Origin of the sequence: Streptomyces sp. NPDC091412, from assembly GCF_044756885.1 — a bacterium.
Taxonomy (GTDB): Bacteria; Actinomycetota; Actinomycetes; order Streptomycetales; family Streptomycetaceae; genus Streptomyces.
The window spans coordinates 19587-34314 of record NZ_JBIVTV010000025.1 but is presented as its reverse complement, the minus strand read 5'-3'; the positions used below and the strand labels follow the sequence as shown (position 1 = coordinate 34314).

The 14728-nt window shown below is 70.1% G+C and carries 13 protein-coding genes; 6 read left to right on the top strand and 7 right to left on the bottom strand.

Going from position 1 to position 14728, the window contains the following annotated elements:
- Nucleotides 1–30 precede the first annotated feature (30 nt).
- Both ACIQMV_RS35065 and ACIQMV_RS35060 read right to left on the bottom strand, forming a co-directional pair.
- Nucleotides 31–1566 carry a S8 family peptidase gene (locus ACIQMV_RS35065; protein ID WP_402597188.1) on the bottom strand — a complete coding sequence of 512 codons (1536 nt, stop codon included), beginning with the start codon at nucleotides 1564–1566 and terminating at the stop codon, nucleotides 31–33.
- 91 nt (nucleotides 1567–1657) lie between these two features.
- On the bottom strand, nucleotides 1658–3205 hold the full coding sequence (locus ACIQMV_RS35060) for a S8 family serine peptidase (protein ID WP_141362226.1): 1548 nt from the start codon (nucleotides 3203–3205) through the stop codon (nucleotides 1658–1660).
- Nucleotides 3206–3464: 259 nt separating this feature from the next.
- Here ACIQMV_RS35060 and ACIQMV_RS35055 point away from each other — a divergent pair, with 259 nt between their 5' ends.
- From ACIQMV_RS35055 to moaA, 3 genes are all read left to right on the top strand, one after another.
- A complete protein-coding gene (locus tag ACIQMV_RS35055) occupies nucleotides 3465–3821 on the top strand; it encodes a DUF485 domain-containing protein (protein ID WP_141362228.1) in 357 nt (118 codons plus the stop codon).
- Nucleotides 3818–5449 (top strand): cation acetate symporter, encoded by a 1632-nt coding sequence (locus ACIQMV_RS35050; protein WP_402597187.1) that lies wholly within the window; start codon nucleotides 3818–3820, stop codon nucleotides 5447–5449. The genes ACIQMV_RS35055 and ACIQMV_RS35050 overlap by 4 nt, the downstream gene beginning before the upstream one ends.
- A 173-nt stretch (nucleotides 5450–5622) precedes the next feature.
- Nucleotides 5623–6612, top strand: coding sequence for a GTP 3',8-cyclase MoaA (gene moaA / locus ACIQMV_RS35045; protein ID WP_402597186.1), 990 nt, complete (start codon nucleotides 5623–5625; stop codon nucleotides 6610–6612).
- 7 nt (nucleotides 6613–6619) lie between these two features.
- Here the strand turns inward: moaA and ACIQMV_RS35040 are convergent, their stop codons facing one another.
- Nucleotides 6620–6838, bottom strand: a complete 219-nt coding sequence (locus tag ACIQMV_RS35040) for a hypothetical protein (protein ID WP_225074049.1) — start codon at nucleotides 6836–6838, stop codon at nucleotides 6620–6622.
- A 211-nt stretch (nucleotides 6839–7049) separates the two neighbouring features.
- A complete protein-coding gene (locus ACIQMV_RS35035) occupies nucleotides 7050–7448 on the bottom strand; it encodes a DUF3099 domain-containing protein (RefSeq protein ID WP_402597185.1) in 399 nt (132 codons plus the stop codon).
- A 269-nt stretch (nucleotides 7449–7717) separates the two neighbouring features.
- On the opposite strand from ACIQMV_RS35035, the gene ACIQMV_RS35030 reads away from it, so the two are divergent.
- Nucleotides 7718–8008, top strand: a complete 291-nt coding sequence (locus tag ACIQMV_RS35030) for a GlsB/YeaQ/YmgE family stress response membrane protein (protein WP_141362238.1) — start codon at nucleotides 7718–7720, stop codon at nucleotides 8006–8008.
- Between the two features lie 103 nt (nucleotides 8009–8111).
- Here the strand turns inward: ACIQMV_RS35030 and tyrS are convergent, their stop codons facing one another.
- From tyrS to ACIQMV_RS35015, 3 genes are all read right to left on the bottom strand, one after another.
- Nucleotides 8112–9380, bottom strand: coding sequence for a tyrosine--tRNA ligase (tyrS, locus tag ACIQMV_RS35025; RefSeq protein WP_402597184.1), 1269 nt, complete (start codon nucleotides 9378–9380; stop codon nucleotides 8112–8114).
- A gap of 77 nt (nucleotides 9381–9457) precedes the next feature.
- Nucleotides 9458–10852, bottom strand: a complete 1395-nt coding sequence (locus ACIQMV_RS35020) for a metallopeptidase TldD-related protein (protein WP_402597183.1) — start codon at nucleotides 10850–10852, stop codon at nucleotides 9458–9460.
- 82 nt (nucleotides 10853–10934) lie between these two features.
- Nucleotides 10935–12458, bottom strand: a complete 1524-nt coding sequence (locus tag ACIQMV_RS35015; RefSeq protein ID WP_402597182.1) for a TldD/PmbA family protein — start codon at nucleotides 12456–12458, stop codon at nucleotides 10935–10937.
- A gap of 308 nt (nucleotides 12459–12766) precedes the next feature.
- Here ACIQMV_RS35015 and fabG point away from each other — a divergent pair, with 308 nt between their 5' ends.
- Both fabG and fabI read left to right on the top strand, forming a co-directional pair.
- The gene (fabG, locus tag ACIQMV_RS35010) at nucleotides 12767–13486 is read left to right on the top strand and encodes a 3-oxoacyl-[acyl-carrier-protein] reductase (protein ID WP_402597181.1); all 720 of its coding nucleotides are present in this window, start codon (nucleotides 12767–12769) and stop codon (nucleotides 13484–13486) included.
- A 5-nt stretch (nucleotides 13487–13491) separates the two neighbouring features.
- Nucleotides 13492–14259 carry an enoyl-ACP reductase FabI gene (gene fabI, locus ACIQMV_RS35005; protein ID WP_141362248.1) on the top strand — a complete coding sequence of 256 codons (768 nt, stop codon included), beginning with the start codon at nucleotides 13492–13494 and terminating at the stop codon, nucleotides 14257–14259.
- Nucleotides 14260–14728: the final 469 nt, after the last annotated feature.

Sequence of the window (14728 nt, the reverse complement as noted above, 5' to 3'; positions counted from 1 at the left end):
CTATGCGGTACCGGCCGACATCCGCCGTGTCTACTTCGTCACGGCGTTGAGGGCGTTGACGACACCCTCGCCGTAGAAGGAGTTCTTGCCCTTGCCGCCCTTGCACTCGGCGTCGATCTTGCCGTCGCCGTTGATGTCGTACGGGGTCGTGCACTCCTTCTTGTCGGCACCCTGGGCCAGCAGCGCCTTCACCTGGTTCGGCTTGGCCTGCGGGTGGGTCGACTTGATGAGCGCGGCGACGGCGGCGACGTGCGGCGAGGCCATCGAGGTGCCGGCCATGTAGCCGTACTGGCCGCCCGGCAGCGTGCCCAGGATCAGGCCGCTGGTGGCGGGGGCGTCGGGCCGCTGGTAGGCGGTCGAGTCGCCACCCGGCGCGGAGACGTCGATGACGCCCTGGCCGTAGTTGGAGAACGAGGACTTGATGCCCTTGGCGCCGATGGAGGAGACCGTGACGGTGCCCGGCAGCATCGCCGGGATGTCCAGGCACTTCTTCGGGTCGATCACCCGGTCACCGGGGGTGGAGTCGTTCGGGCTGCCCGGGTCGAGGATGGTCTTCCCGGCGAGGTCCCAGTTGTCGTTGCCGGCGGCCGCGACGTTGACCGTGCCCTTGCCCTCCGCGTACTTGGTGGCCCGCGACACGGCCTCCACCAGAGCCTTCTGGTCGGGGTCGTCGGCGCAGTTGAAGTTCCACGGGTCGGTGTAGTAGCTGTTGTTGGTGATGTCCACGCCGTGCTCGGCGGCCCAGATGAAGCCGCACACCACGGCCTCGGTGTAGAACCAGCCCTCCGGCGTCGACACCTTGATGCCCGACACCTTCACACCCGGGGCGACACCGACCATGCCGATGCCGTTCTTCGCGGCGGCGATCTCACCGGCGACGTGCGTGCCGTGCGGGCTCTCGCCCTTGTTCGGCCGCCAGGCGCCGTCCGCCGTGTTCGGCTTGCCCGACACGCAGTTCACCGACGCGGCACGGTTGAAGTTGGCGGCGAGGTCCGGGTGGGTGTCGTCCACACCGGTGTCGATCACGCCGACCGTGACCTTGGAGCTGCCCAGGGTGACCTCGTGGGCCTTGTCCGCCTTGATCATCGGCAGGTCCCACTGGAGCCCCTGGAGCGGCTCCTGGTCGGCCGCGGAGGCCTCGGTCGCCGCGGCCAGCTCCGCACCGGTGAGCACCTGCGGCGACCACATCTCGGTGGTCGACTGCGGGGACAGCGGAGCGGTCCGGGTGGAGCCCGCGGATTCGACACCCTTGTCCTTGCGTATCTCCTTGGCGAAGTCGGCGTTCGACGAGTGGACGACGATGACGCCGATCTGGTCGTAGGCGATGACGACCGAGCCGCCGGCCTTGCCGATCGCCTTCTGCACGGCCGCGGAGCTGTGGCCGGGACGGATGTTGACGACGTAGCTCAGCGCGTCCCCGTCGGCGGCGGCGGAGATGCTCTGCGCGGCGGCCACCTGCTGACCGGCCTCGGTGGCGGACGCCACGTTCGGCAGGAACGCGAGAGCGGAGGCGACGGCCATGCCGAGCGGGATGGTGACGGTACGCCGGTTGAGGCGAACGCTCATGTGAACTCCAGTGTTTCGAACCATTGCGGTGCGGCATGCGACAGGCATGCGAAACGTGGGGGGCGTATGTGGAAGTGACGGGCCGTGCCGGTCACTTGACCGCGCGGAGCGCGTTGACGACGCCGGAGCCGTAGAACCCGTTGCGGTTCTTGTTGCCCTTGCAGAACGAGTCGACGACGCCGTTGCCGTCGGGGTCGTAGGGCTCGACCGGGCATCCCGGGTTGTCCGCCTGGGCCTTGAGAAGGGCCAGCAACTGGGCGGGCTTGGCGTTCGGATGGGTCGACTTCAGCAGCGCGGCGACACCGGCGACGTGCGGGGCGGCCATCGACGTGCCCTGGAGGAAGCCGTACTGGCCCTCCGGCATGGTCGACAGGATGCGGCCGTTCTGCGACGGGGTGTCCGGGATCTGGTACTTGTCTCCGCCCGGTCCCGCGACGTCGATGACGCCGTCGCCGTAGTTGGAGTAGTACGACTTGAGGGTCTGCACGCCGGTGGCGCTGACCGTCACCACACCCGGCAGCTGTGCCGGCACGTCCAGGCACTTCTTCGGGTCGATCGTGCGGTCGACCGCGGTCGTGTCGTTCGGGCTGGACGTGTCGAGGATCGACTTGGCGGCCAGATCGTGGTTGGAGTTGCCCGCGGAGGCCACGCTCAGGGTGCCCTTGCGCTGCGCGTACAGCTGGGCCCGGCCGACGGCGTCGAGGACGGCCTTCTGGTCGGCGTCGTCCTTGCAGTTGTACAGCCACGGGTCCACGTAGTAGCTGTTGTTGGTGACCTGCACACCGTGGTCGGCGGCGAACACGAAGGCGCAGACCACGCTCTCCGGGTAGAACAGCTCGGTGTCCGGCTCGGCCACCCGGATGCCGGAGACCTTCACGCCCGGCGCGACGCCCGCGACGCCCGTCCCGTTGCGGGCGGCGGCTATCTCACCCGCGACATGCGTGCCGTGGTAGTGGTCGGGACTGGCGGGCCGCCAGGCGCCCGGCGAGGTGTCCGGCTTGCCGCCGACACAACTGGCCGACTGCTTGGCGGAGAAGTTCGGCGCGAGGTTCGGGTGGGTGTCGTCGACGCCGGTGTCGATCACGGCGACGGTGACCTTCGGGCTGCCCGGGTTGATCGCGGCGGCCTTGTCGGCGCCGATGGCCCGCAGGTCCCACTGCTCGGCCTCGAGGGGCTCCTGGGCGACTGACCCCTTCGGGGTCTTCGACGCCTTGGCCGTCTTCTTCAGCTGTGCGACCTCGGTCTCGGAGAGGTACTGCACCGCGCCCTCGTCCGTCGTCCCGGACGCGCGTAGAGGCGCGGTGCGGGTGGCACCCGCCGAGTCGACTCCATGGGCCTTGCGGACGGTCCTGCCGAAGTCCGGGTTCGCGGAGCGGGCCACGATGACGCCGATCTGGTCGTACGTCATCACGATGGTGCCGCCGGCCGCGGTGATCGACCGTTGCACCTGGGCGATCGTGTGACGGTCCGTCTTGGTGTTGACGACGTAAGCCATAGTCGGCGCGTCCTTCGCCTGCGCCGCCGAGGCCGCTCGGGGCGCCGCCGACGCCGCCGAGGGCAGGAAGCCGAGTGACGCGGTCAGCGACAGCGCGACCGGTACGGCCAGGGCGAGGCGGCGTCTGGAACGCAGATGAGCCATGGGGTCTCCACATCATCCGGGTGCAGACCTGCCCGACCACAGGTGGCAGCGCAGGCAGGTACATGACGGGTGGTGCAGGGTGAAGCTATCTCGCCGCCTCCCCCACCAGCAATGACTTAGCAATGACTTGTTCAGACCGGTTGCGAAACAACCAACGGAACTTGAACCGGTCACCGCGTGGCGCCGTGGACCTTGGGCGGGGAACCCGAGCACGATCGGGCCCCTGTCCCAACCGCATCCGACACGCGAGGAGACCGAAGTGGCCACCGAGACACCGCCACCCTCGAAGACCCAGGCCCCACTCCCGAGCACCGAGGAGTTCGTCGCGGTGCGGGACAGCGCGGAGTTCGTCGAACTGCGCCGTTCCTACCGATCCTTCGCCTTCCCGCTGACCGTCGCCTTCATCGCCTGGTACCTGCTGTACGTGCTGCTCTCCAACTACGCGGGCGGCTTCATGGGCACCAAGCTGTTCGGCAACATCAACGTCGCCCTCGTCCTGGGCCTCGCCCAGTTCCTCACCACGTTCCTCATCGCCTGGTGGTACGCGCGGCACGCCGCCGCCGAGCTCGACCCCAAGGCCGAGGCCATCAAGTCCCGGATGGAGGGCGCCGAATGAGCCCCGCGATCGCACCCACGCTGACCCTCGCGGCCGGTGAGGCGAGCCGGCACCGGCCGCTGATCATCACCCTGTTCGCGGTGTTCGTCCTCGCGACCCTCGTCATCACCGTGTGGGCAGGCCGGCAGACCAAGGACGCCGCGGACTTCTACGCCGGCGGACGGCAGTTCACCGGCTTCCAGAACGGCCTCGCGGTCTCCGGCGACTACATGTCCGCCGCGTCCTTCCTCGGCATCGCCGGCGCCATCGCGCTGTTCGGCTACGACGGCTTCCTGTACTCCATCGGCTTCCTCGTCGCCTGGCTGGTCGCCCTGCTCCTGGTCGCCGAACCACTGCGCAACTCCGGCCGGTACACCATGGGCGACGTACTGGCCTACCGGATGCGCCAGCGCCCGGTCCGCACCGCGGCCGGCACCTCCACCATCGTGGTGTCGATCTTCTACCTGCTGGCCCAGATGGCCGGCGCCGGCGTCCTGGTCTCCCTGCTGCTCGGCATCACCAGCGACGGAGGCAAGATCGCCATCGTCGCGCTGGTCGGCGTGCTGATGATCGTCTACGTCACCATCGGCGGCATGAAGGGCACCACCTGGGTGCAGATGGTCAAGGCCGTGCTGCTCATCGCCGGCGCCGTGCTGCTCACCTTCCTGGTCATGCTGAAGTTCAACTTCAACATCTCCGACCTGCTCGGCAAGGCCGCCGCCAACAGCGGCAAGGGCAGCGCCTTCCTGGAGCCCGGACTGAAGTACGGCGCCACGGGCACCACCAAGCTCGACTTCCTCTCGCTCGGCATCGCCCTGGTCCTCGGCACCGCCGGTCTGCCGCACATCCTGATCCGCTTCTACACCGTTCCCACGGCCAAGGCCGCCCGCAAGTCCGTGATCTGGGCGATCGGGCTGATCGGCGCCTTCTACCTGATGACCCTCGCGCTCGGCTTCGGCGCCGCCGCGCTCATCAAGTCCGACGAGATCATCGCCTCCAACAAGGCGGGCAACACCGCAGCGCCACTGCTCGCCCTGCATCTCGGCGGAGTCGATTCCAACTGGGGCGCCATCCTGCTGGCCTCCATCTCCGCCGTCGCCTTCGCCACGATCCTCGCCGTCGTCGCCGGCCTGACCCTGGCCTCGTCCTCCTCCTTCGCCCACGACATCTACGCCAACGTCATCAAGAAGGGCACCGCCACCGAGAAGCAGGAGCTGAACGCGGCCCGCTGGGCGACCGTCGGCATCGGCGCGGTCTCGATCGTCCTGGGCGCCCTCGCCCGCGACCTGAACGTCGCCGGCCTGGTCGCGCTCGCCTTCGCCGTCGCCGCCTCCGCCAACCTGCCCACGATCCTCTACAGCCTGTTCTGGAAGCGGTTCACCACCTCCGGCGCCCTGTGGTCGATCTACGGCGGCCTGGTCACCGCGGTCGGCCTGGTGCTGTTCTCGCCGGTGGTCTCGGGCAAGCCGACGTCGATGTTCCCCGACGTCGACTTCCACTGGTTCCCGCTGGAGAACCCCGGCCTCATCTCGATCCCGGTCGGCTTCCTGCTCGGCGTCGTGGGCACCCTCCTGTCCAAGGAGACCCCGGACGACGCCAAGTACGCCGAACTGGAGGTGCGCTCCATGACGGGCACCGGAGCGCACTGAAAGCCCACCCGTCCAAGGCGGCCGCGTCGCGGGGATCGTAGATCCCTACGACGCGGCCGCGCCGTATCTCGTGACTTCCGGCGCTGTCGTTGTCAGTGGTGTCACGTAGGCTCGCAGATGACGACAACTTCGAGTGGTGCGCCACATGAATCCGGGACGAGGGAGGGGGCCACATGCTCATCGACACCTACGGCCGGGTGGCCACCGACCTGAGAGTCTCACTGACCGACCGGTGCAACCTGCGCTGTACGTACTGCATGCCCGAGGAAGGGCTGCAGTGGCTGGCCAAGCCGACCCTGCTCACCGACGACGAGATCGTCCGCCTGATCGACATCGCCGTCACCTCCCTCGGCATCAGGGAGGTCCGCTTCACCGGCGGCGAACCCCTGCTGCGCCCCGGCCTGGTCGGCATCGTCGAGCGCGTCGCGGCGCTGGACCCCCGCCCGCAGACGTCCCTCACCACCAACGGCATCGGACTGAAGCGCACCGCGACCGCCCTGAGGGCCGCCGGCCTGGACCGGGTCAACGTCTCCCTGGACACCCTGCGCCCGGACGTCTTCAAGGCGCTCACCCGCCGGGACCGGCACAAGGACGTCATCGAGGGCCTCGAAGCCGCCCGGGAGGCCGGCCTGACCCCGGTGAAGGTCAACACCGTCCTGATGCGCGACCTGAACGCGGACGAGGCCCCGGACCTGCTGGCCTGGGCGGTGGAGCACGCCTACGAGCTCCGCTTCATCGAGCAGATGCCCCTGGACGCCCAGCACGGCTGGAAGCGCGAGGGCATGGTGACCGCGGCCGAGATCCTGACCTCGCTGGGCACCCGTTTCGAGCTGACCCCCGAGGACACCGGGGAGCGCGGCTCGGCGCCGGCCGAGCGCTGGATCGTGGACGGCGGCCCGCACCGCGTCGGCGTGATCGCCTCGGTGACCCGCCCGTTCTGCGCGGCCTGCGACCGCACCCGGCTCACGGCCGACGGCCAGATCCGCACCTGCCTGTTCGCCACCGAGGAGACCGACCTGCGCGCCGCCCTGCGCTCCGGCGCCCCCGACGAGGAGATCGCCCGCATATGGCGGGTGGCGATGTGGGGCAAGAAGGCGGGAGCGGGCCTGGACGACCCGTCGTTCGTCCAGCCGGAGCGGCCGATGTCGGCGATCGGCGGCTAGGGCACGGCTAGGGCCTGTCCGGCGCTTCCCACTCGCTGAAGGGGACCACGTCCTTCAGGAAGCCCCGCACACCGAGGAACTGCGACAGGTGCTCCCGGTGCTCCTCGCACGCCAGCCACGTCTTGCGGCGCTCCGGTGTGTGGATCTTCGGGTTGTTCCAGGCCAGCACCCACACCGCGGCGGCATGGCAGCTCTTGGCGGAGCAGATCGGGGTTTCGTCAGTCACGGCTTCGTCTCACAACCACTGCACACAAGGCGACGCCGAGCAGCCACGGGGGGAGCTGCCCGGCGTCGGTCTGTCGCTCCGACGGGGGATGCGGAGCGCGTACGAAGTATGTCACGGGTAACCCGCCGCCCGGCACCGGAACAACATGATTGATCTGAGCGTTTCTTGAGCTTCCCGGAAGGCCACCGTTCGGCCGCGCCGACGGGCCAGGTCAAGCCCTGTCACGCGGCTCGCGCGCCGCGTCGGCCGCGCTGTCGCCCGCGGTGTCGTCCGTGGCGGACCGGGCGAAATCGTCGTCGCTCCGCGGCGGCGTGATCATCGGTTTCGACGGCATGGTGACGAACGTCGACGGCAGTTTGGGCGCGCCCTCCCGCCCCGCGTTCGCGATCACCACGGCGACATAGGGCAGCACCGCCCCGAGCACCAGCGCCACGATCGCCACATACCGCTCGACGTTCCACAGCGCCACCGCGAGGATCACCGACGCCGTACGGATCGACATCGAGATGACGTACCGGCGCTGCCGGCCGCGCACATCCTCCTGAAGGCCCGTCCGGGCTCCCGTGATCCGGAACACCTGGGCGTTGCCCTCGCCGTGCAGTTTCCGCATCACCTGTCCACCATTCGTCCGTATCGGACAACTCCCCGGCCCGCGTCCGGTCCTGGACCGGTCGGGACAACGACCCGCACGAACTACACGTTACGCCGCGTTCCCACCGCCTACGAGACCGGGGCCGCCGTTCTGCCTGCACGAACGGCGCCCGCTCCGTCCCGCGGGCCGCCCAGGACCGTCCGGCGGCCGGCACCCGACGTGCGACGCACGGAAGCCGCCCCGACACTGGGCGTAATGCTCATGTAGAGCCGGACGAGGAGGCAGCCATGGGCTGGTTGTGGGCGATCATCGTGGGTTTCGTGCTGGGGCTGATCGCGAAGGCGATCATCCCGGGCAAGCAGCACAGCCCCATCTGGCTGACCACGATCTTCGGCATGCTCGGCGCGATCGTCGGCAACGCGGTGGCCCGCGCGGCCGGTGTCGCCTCGACCCGCGGCATCGACTGGAGCAGGCACTTCTTCCAGCTCGTGGCCGCGATCATCATCGTCTTCGTCGGCGACATGGCGTACATGGCGCTGTGGGGCAACAAGAAGCGGCAGGACGCCCAGCGGGCATAGCGCGGGCGCACGGGCCGAGAGGCGGTGGAAGGACGGCCGAAGGGGGCGGCCCACCGGAATCCCCGGTGGGCCGCCCCCTTCGCGCCCGGCCGTATGTCCGGGCTCAGCCGCTCGTGACCTCGACCGCCGCCAGATTCCTCTTGCCCCGGCGCAGCACCAGCCAGCGGCCGTGCAGCAGGTCCTCCGTGGCGGGGACCGCGTCCTCGGCGGTGACCTTGACGTTGTTCACGTAGGCGCCGCCCTCCTTCACCGTGCGGCGCGCGGCCGACTTGCTGGGCACCAGGCCGACCTCGGCGAACAGGTCGACCACCGGGCCCAGCTCGGTGACCTCGGCGTGCGGGACCTCCGCCAGGGCCGCGGTCAGGGTCCGCTCGTCCAGCCCGGTCAGCTCGCCCTGCCCGAACAGCGCCCTGGACGCGGCGATCACGGCGGCCGTCTGCTCGGCGCCGTGCACCAGCGTCGTCAGCTCCTCGGCCAGCGCGCGCTGCGCGGCCCGGGCCTGCGGACGCTCCTCGGTCTGCCGCTCCAGCTCCTCCAGTTCCTCGCGGGACTTGAAGGACAGGATGCGCATGTAGCGGGAGATGTCCCGGTCGTCCACGTTCAGCCAGAACTGGTAGAACGCGTACGGCGTCGTCATCTCCGCGTCGAGCCAGACAGCGCCGCCCTCGGTCTTGCCGAACTTGGTGCCGTCCGCCTTCGTCATCAGCGGCGTCGCGAGCGCGTGCACCGCCGCGTCCGGCTCCAGGCGGTGGATCAGGTCGAGGCCCGCCGTGAGGTTGCCCCACTGGTCGCTGCCGCCCTGCTGGAGCGCGCAGCCGTACCTCCGGTAGAGCTGGAGGAAGTCCATGCCCTGGAGGATCTGGTAGCTGAACTCGGTGTAGCTGATGCCCTGGTCGGACTCCAGACGGCGGGCGACGGAGTCCTTCGTCAGCATCTTGTTGACCCGGAAGTGCTTGCCGATGTCCCGCAGGAACTCGATCGCGGACAGGCCCTGCGTCCAGTCGAGGTTGTTCACCATCACGGCGGCGTTCTCGCCCTCGAAGGACAGGAACGGCTCGATCTGGCCGCGCAGCCGGTCCACCCAGCCGGCCACCGTCTCCGGGTCGTTCAGCGTGCGCTCGGCGGTCGGACGGGGATCGCCGATCAGGCCCGTGGCCCCGCCGACCAGCGCCAGCGGCCGGTGCCCGGCCTGCTGGAGCCGGCGCACGGTGAGCACCTGCACCAGGTGCCCCACGTGCAGTGACGGCGCCGTCGGGTCGAAGCCGCAATAGAACGTGACGGGACCGTCCGCGAGCGTCTTGCGCAAAGCGTTCTCGTCGGTGGACAGGGCGAACAGCCCACGCCACTTCAGCTCGTCGACGATGTCCGTCACGGTTCTCGTGTCTCCTAGATGAAGCTCGGTGCGAGCTCGGTGCTCTTCGGGCAGTCGGGTGACAGCCGACTACGAGGTTATACGCCCTGGCTGACAGAGCTCATGTTGAATTCCGGGACGCGCAGCGCCGGCATCGCGGCCCGGGTGAAGTAGTCGCTCCACTCCCTGGGCAGCGTCTTCTCGGTCCGCCCGGCCTCGGTCGCCCTTCCCAGCAGGTCCACCGGCGACTCGTTGAACCGGAAGTTGTTGACCCCGCCGGTCACCTCGCCGTTCTCCACGAGGTACACGCCGTCCCGGGTCAGGCCCGTGAGCAGCAGCGTCGCGGGGTCCACCTCGCGGATGTACCACAGACAGGTGAGCAGCAGCCCGCGCTCGGTGCCCGCGACCATCTCCTCCAGGGAGCGATCGCCGCCCCCGTCGAGGATCAGGTTCCCGGCCGACGGGGCGAGCGGCAGCCCGGTCAGGCCCGCGCTGTGCCGGGTGGTCAGCAGATGCCGCAGCTCGCCGCCGCCGATCCACTCGGTGGCGTGCACGGGCAGACCGTTGTCGAACACCGACCTGTCGTCCCCGGAGGAGTGCGCGACCACGAACGGCGCGCACTCCAGGCCGGGCTCCTCCGGATCACTGCGCAGCGTCAGCGGAAGCTCGGTCAGCTTCTCGCCGACGCGGGTGCCGCCGCCCGGCTTGGAGAACACCGTGCGCCCCTCGGCGGCGTCCCGGCCCGAGGACGACCAGATCTGGTAGATCAGCAGATCGGCGACCGCCGTCGGCGGCAGCAGCGTCTCGTACCGCCCCGCGGGCAGCTCGATCCGGCGCTCCGCCCAGCCGAGCCGTACGGCCAGCTCCGCGTCCAGCGCCGCCGGGTCGACGTCCTTGAAGTCCCGCGTGGACCGTCCGGTCCACGCCGAGCGGGTGCGGTCCGGGGACTTGGCGTTCAGCTCCAGCGTCCCGGCCGGCTGGTCGTGGCGCAGCCGCAGGCCCGTCGACGTTCCCAGGTACGTCGACACCATCTCGTGGTTGGCGAAGCCGTACAGTTCGCGGCCACCGGCACGCGCGCGTGCGAACGACTCGCCGAGCGCCGGCGCGAAGTCCGCGAACACCGCGGAGGAGGTCTCGGCGGGCGCGTCGGTGAAGTCCGGGGACTGCGGTACGTCCGTCACCAGCGGCTGGGCGTCCTCGGCGGGCCCGGCCCCGCGCGCGGCGGCCTCCGCGGCCCGCACCAGCGGCTCCAGCTCGTCGTCGGTCACGGCGGCCCTCGACACCACGCCCGAGGCGGTGCCCTCCCGGCCGTCGACGGTCGCGATCACGGTGAGGGTGCGCCCGCGTGTGACACCGTTCGTGGTCAGCGCGTTGCCCGCCCAGCGCAGATTGGCGGTGGACTGCTCGTCGGCGATCACGACGCACCCGTCGGCCCGGGACAGTGCGAGGGCGCGCTCGACGACCTCGTGCGGCTTGCTGGTACGCGGGCTCATCGACCGGCCTCCTGCGTGGTGTTGAGACTGTGTTTTCCCGGGGGACAACCCCTGGACCCCCGGCCGGCTCCGACGCTGACGCTCATCGACCGGCCTCCTGCGAGGTGTTCAGGATGTTGACGCCCTTGAAGAGTGCCGACGGGCAGCCGTGCGAGACCGCCGCGATCTGGCCCGGCTGGGCCTTGCCGCAGTTGAAGGCGCCGCCCAGGACATACGTCTGCGGTCCGCCCACGGCCGCCATGGAGCCCCAGAACTGGGGCGTGATCCCCTGGTAGGCGAAGTCGCGGACCTGCCCGTCGAGGCGGCCGTCGCGGATCCGGTACGCCCGCTGACCCGTGAACTGGAAGTTGTAGCGCTGCATGTCGATCGACCAGGACCGGTCCCCGACGACGTAGATCCCGCGGTCGACGCTCCCGATGAGATCCTCGGTCGACAGCCCGGCCGGGTCGGGCTGGAGCGACACGTTCGCCATGCGCTGCACGGGCACATGGCCGGGGGAGTCGGCGAAGGCGCACCCGTTGGACCGCTCGAACCCGGTCAGCCGCGCGATCCTGCGGTCCAGCTGGTAGCCGACCAGCGTGCCGTCCCTGACCAGGTCCCAGGACTGCGCCTCGACGCCCTCGTCGTCGTAGCCGACGGTGGCCAGGCCGTGCTCGGCGGTGCGGTCGCCGGTGACGTTCATCAGCTCGGAGCCGTACTTCAGCTTGCCCAGCTGGTCGAAGGCGGCGAAGGAGGTGCCGGCGTAGGCGGCCTCGTAGCCGAGGGCCCGGTCCAGCTCGGTGGCGTGGCCGATGGACTCGTGGATGGTCAGCCACAGGTTGGAGGGGTCGACGACCAGGTCGTGGACGCCCGCCTCGACGCTCGGCGCGCGCATCTTTTCGGCGAGCAGCCCGGGAATCCGCTCCAGCTCGTCCTCCCAGTCCCAGCCGGTCCCGGTGAGGTACTCCCAGCCGCGCCCGACGGGCGGGGCGAGGGTGCGCATCGAGTCGAACTCGCCGCTGGAGTCGTCCACCGACACGGCGGTCAGCTGCGGATGCAGCCGCACCCGCTGCTGCGTGGTCACGGTCCCGGCGGTGTCGGCGTAGAACTTGTTCTCGTGCACGGTCAGCAGCGAGGCGTCGACGTGGTCGACGCCGTCGGCCGCGAGCAGCCGCGCGCTCCACTCGGCGAGCAGCCCCGCCTTCTCCTCGTCGGGCACGGTGAAGGGGTCGATCCCGTACGAGGACACCCAGGTCCTCTCCCCGTGCACCGGCTCGTCCGCCAGCTTCACATACTCGTCGGACCCCGCGGCCTTGATGACCTGCGCCGACAGCTTGGCCATCGCGACCGCCCGTGAGGCGACCTTGGCGGCCGCGTCCGGCGTCAGGTCCACCCCGGAGGCGAACCCCCAGGTCCCGCCGTGCACGACGCGCACCGCGTATCCCAGGTCGGTGGTGTCCGACGACCCGGCGAGCCGGGCGTCCCTGAGCCGCCAGGACGCACCGCGCACCCGCTCGAACCGGAAGTCCGCGTGCTCGGCCCCCAGTGAGCGCGCGCGTGCCAGGGCGGCGTCGGCGAGAGGGCGTAGGGGCAGGGCGAGGAACGACTGATCGACTTCGTGGGGCACGGGCGGGCTTCCCTTCGAGGCGCTCTCCTGTGATGGCCGTCGCGGGCAGTGAATCACGTCCCATGCGTCGTGCTCCTCCGAGTAAGTGACACGGGGACGAGCGGACCCTTCGGCGAACGTCCCGGCACGGCGGACGGACCACGACGTTCCGACTGTAGGAACCCGACAGGAGCCGGGGAGAGCCACTGTCGGTGCCCGATTGCCCGGTGGCGTGGCCGGACCGATAGGTTTTCGGTGAAGCCGCCTGTCATCTTGGTGTTCGGGCGGGTTGTCGGAATGCTTCAGACCGCTATCGAAAGGGTGATCCGTTGAGCCGCTCGGTTCTCGTCACCGGAGGCAACCGGGGGATCGGCCTCGCCATCGCCCGCGCGTTCGCCGACGCCGGCGACAAGGTCGCCATCACCTACCGTTCGGGGGAGCCGCCGGCCGCCCTCAAGGAAATGGGCTGCCTCGCCGTCAGGTGCGACATCACCGACCCCGAGCAGGTGGAGCAGGCCTACAAGGAGATCGAGGCCGAGCACGGCCCCGTCGAGATCCTCGTCGCCAACGCCGGCATCACCAAGGACCAGCTCCTGATGCGCATGTCCGAGGAGGACTTCACCTCGGTCCTCGAGACCAACCTCACCGGCACCTTCCGGGTCGTCAAGCGGGCCAACCGCGGCATGCTGCGCGCCAAGAAGGGCCGTGTCGTGCTGATCTCCTCGGTGGTCGGTCTGCTCGGCTCGGCGGGCCAGGCCAACTACGCCGCCTCCAAGGCCGGCCTGGTCGGCTTCGCGCGGTCCCTCGCCCGTGAGCTGGGTTCGCGCAACATCACCTTCAACGTCGTCGCCCCCGGTTTCGTCGACACCGACATGACCCGGGCGCTCTCCGACGAACAGCGCGAGAACATCATGGGGCAGGTGCCGCTCGGCCGGTACGCCCAGCCCGAGGAGATCGCCGCGGCGGTGCGGTTCCTCGCCTCGGACGACGCCTCGTACATCACTGGAGCCGTCATTCCCGTTGACGGCGGACTGGGAATGGGTCACTGATCACCATGAGCGGAATCCTCGAGGGCAAGCGCGTCCTGATCACCGGTGTGCTGATGGAGTCCTCCATCGCCTTCCACGCCGCCAAGCTGGCCCAGGAGCAGGGCGCGGAGATCATCCTCACCGCCTTCCCGCGGCCCACGCTGACCGAGCGCATCGCCAAGAAGCTCCCGAAGCCGACCAAGGTCATCGAGCTCGACGTCACCAACGACGAGCACCTGGGCCGCCTGGCCGACATCGTCGGCGAGGAGCTCGGCGGCCTCGACGGCGTCGTCCACTCCATCGGCTTCGCGCCGCAGGACGCGCTGGGCGGCAACTTCCTCAACACGCCGTTCGAGTCGGTCTCCACCGCCATGCACGTCTCGGCGTTCTCCCTGAAGTCGCTGACCATGGCCTGCCTGCCGCTGATGCAGAACGGCGGCTCGGTCGTCGGCCTCACCTTCGACGCCCAGTACGCCTGGCCGCAGTACGACTGGATGGGCCCGGCCAAGGCCGCCCTGGAGGCGACCAGCCGCTACATGGCGCGCGACCTGGGCAAGCAGAACATCCGCTGCAACCTCATCTCCGCGGGCCCGATCGGCTCCATGGCCGCCAAGTCCATCCCGGGCTTCGGCGAGCTGGCCTCGGTGTGGGACACCCGTGCCCCGCTGGAGTGGGACCTGAAGGACCCCGAGCCGGCCGGCCGGGGCATCGTGGCCCTGCTGAGCGACTGGTTCCCGAAGACCACCGGCGAGATCATCCACGTCGACGGCGGTCTGCACGCCATCGGCGCGTGACGCCGCGCAGCTGAACTTCAGCGACGTTCGAGGGCCCGCACCCCGGGGGTGCGGGCCCTCGGCCGATCCCGCGTCCGCAGTGCAACCCCCACTGACCGTGGCCGTCGCTCTCGCGCTGCCGCTGCCGCCGCTCCTGCCGGACGGGCGTCGCTGCAGTTCGAGGCGTTGCTGCAGTTCGGGGCGACGGCGCACACGCGTGTGCGTGCCCCTGGTTCCGCTTGCCGCGGCCGTGGCCGTGGTCGTCGCGGCGTCGCCGCGTACGTGTGCGCGTGCGCGTGCGTGTGCCGGTCCGCCCGCGGCGCCGGAGCCGTCCGGTGCCGGCCGCCGTGCGGCGTCGCCGCACACGCGTGTGCGTGCCGCTGGTTCCGCTTGCAGTGGCAGTGGCAGTGGCAGTGGCCGTCGCGGCGTCGCCGCGCACGCATGCGCGTGGGTGTGCCGGTCCGCCCGCGGCGCCGGAGCCGTCCGGTGC

Excerpts from the sequence above, each read along its gene's own strand:
- ACIQMV_RS35065 (WP_402597188.1), bottom strand. The coding sequence starts at position 1,566 with ATGAGCGTTCGCCTCAACCGGCGTACCGTCACCATCCCGCTCGGCATG.
- ACIQMV_RS35060 (WP_141362226.1), bottom strand. The coding sequence starts at position 3,205 with ATGGCTCATCTGCGTTCCAGACGCCGCCTCGCCCTGGCCGTACCGGTC.
- ACIQMV_RS35050 (WP_402597187.1), top strand. The coding sequence starts at position 3,818 with ATGAGCCCCGCGATCGCACCCACGCTGACCCTCGCGGCCGGTGAGGCG.
- moaA (WP_402597186.1), top strand. The coding sequence starts at position 5,623 with ATGCTCATCGACACCTACGGCCGGGTGGCCACCGACCTGAGAGTCTCA.
- ACIQMV_RS35035 (WP_402597185.1), bottom strand. The coding sequence starts at position 7,448 with ATGCGGAAACTGCACGGCGAGGGCAACGCCCAGGTGTTCCGGATCACG.
- ACIQMV_RS35030 (WP_141362238.1), top strand. The coding sequence starts at position 7,718 with ATGGGCTGGTTGTGGGCGATCATCGTGGGTTTCGTGCTGGGGCTGATC.
- ACIQMV_RS35020 (WP_402597183.1), bottom strand. The coding sequence starts at position 10,852 with ATGAGCCCGCGTACCAGCAAGCCGCACGAGGTCGTCGAGCGCGCCCTC.
- fabI (WP_141362248.1), top strand. The coding sequence starts at position 13,492 with ATGAGCGGAATCCTCGAGGGCAAGCGCGTCCTGATCACCGGTGTGCTG.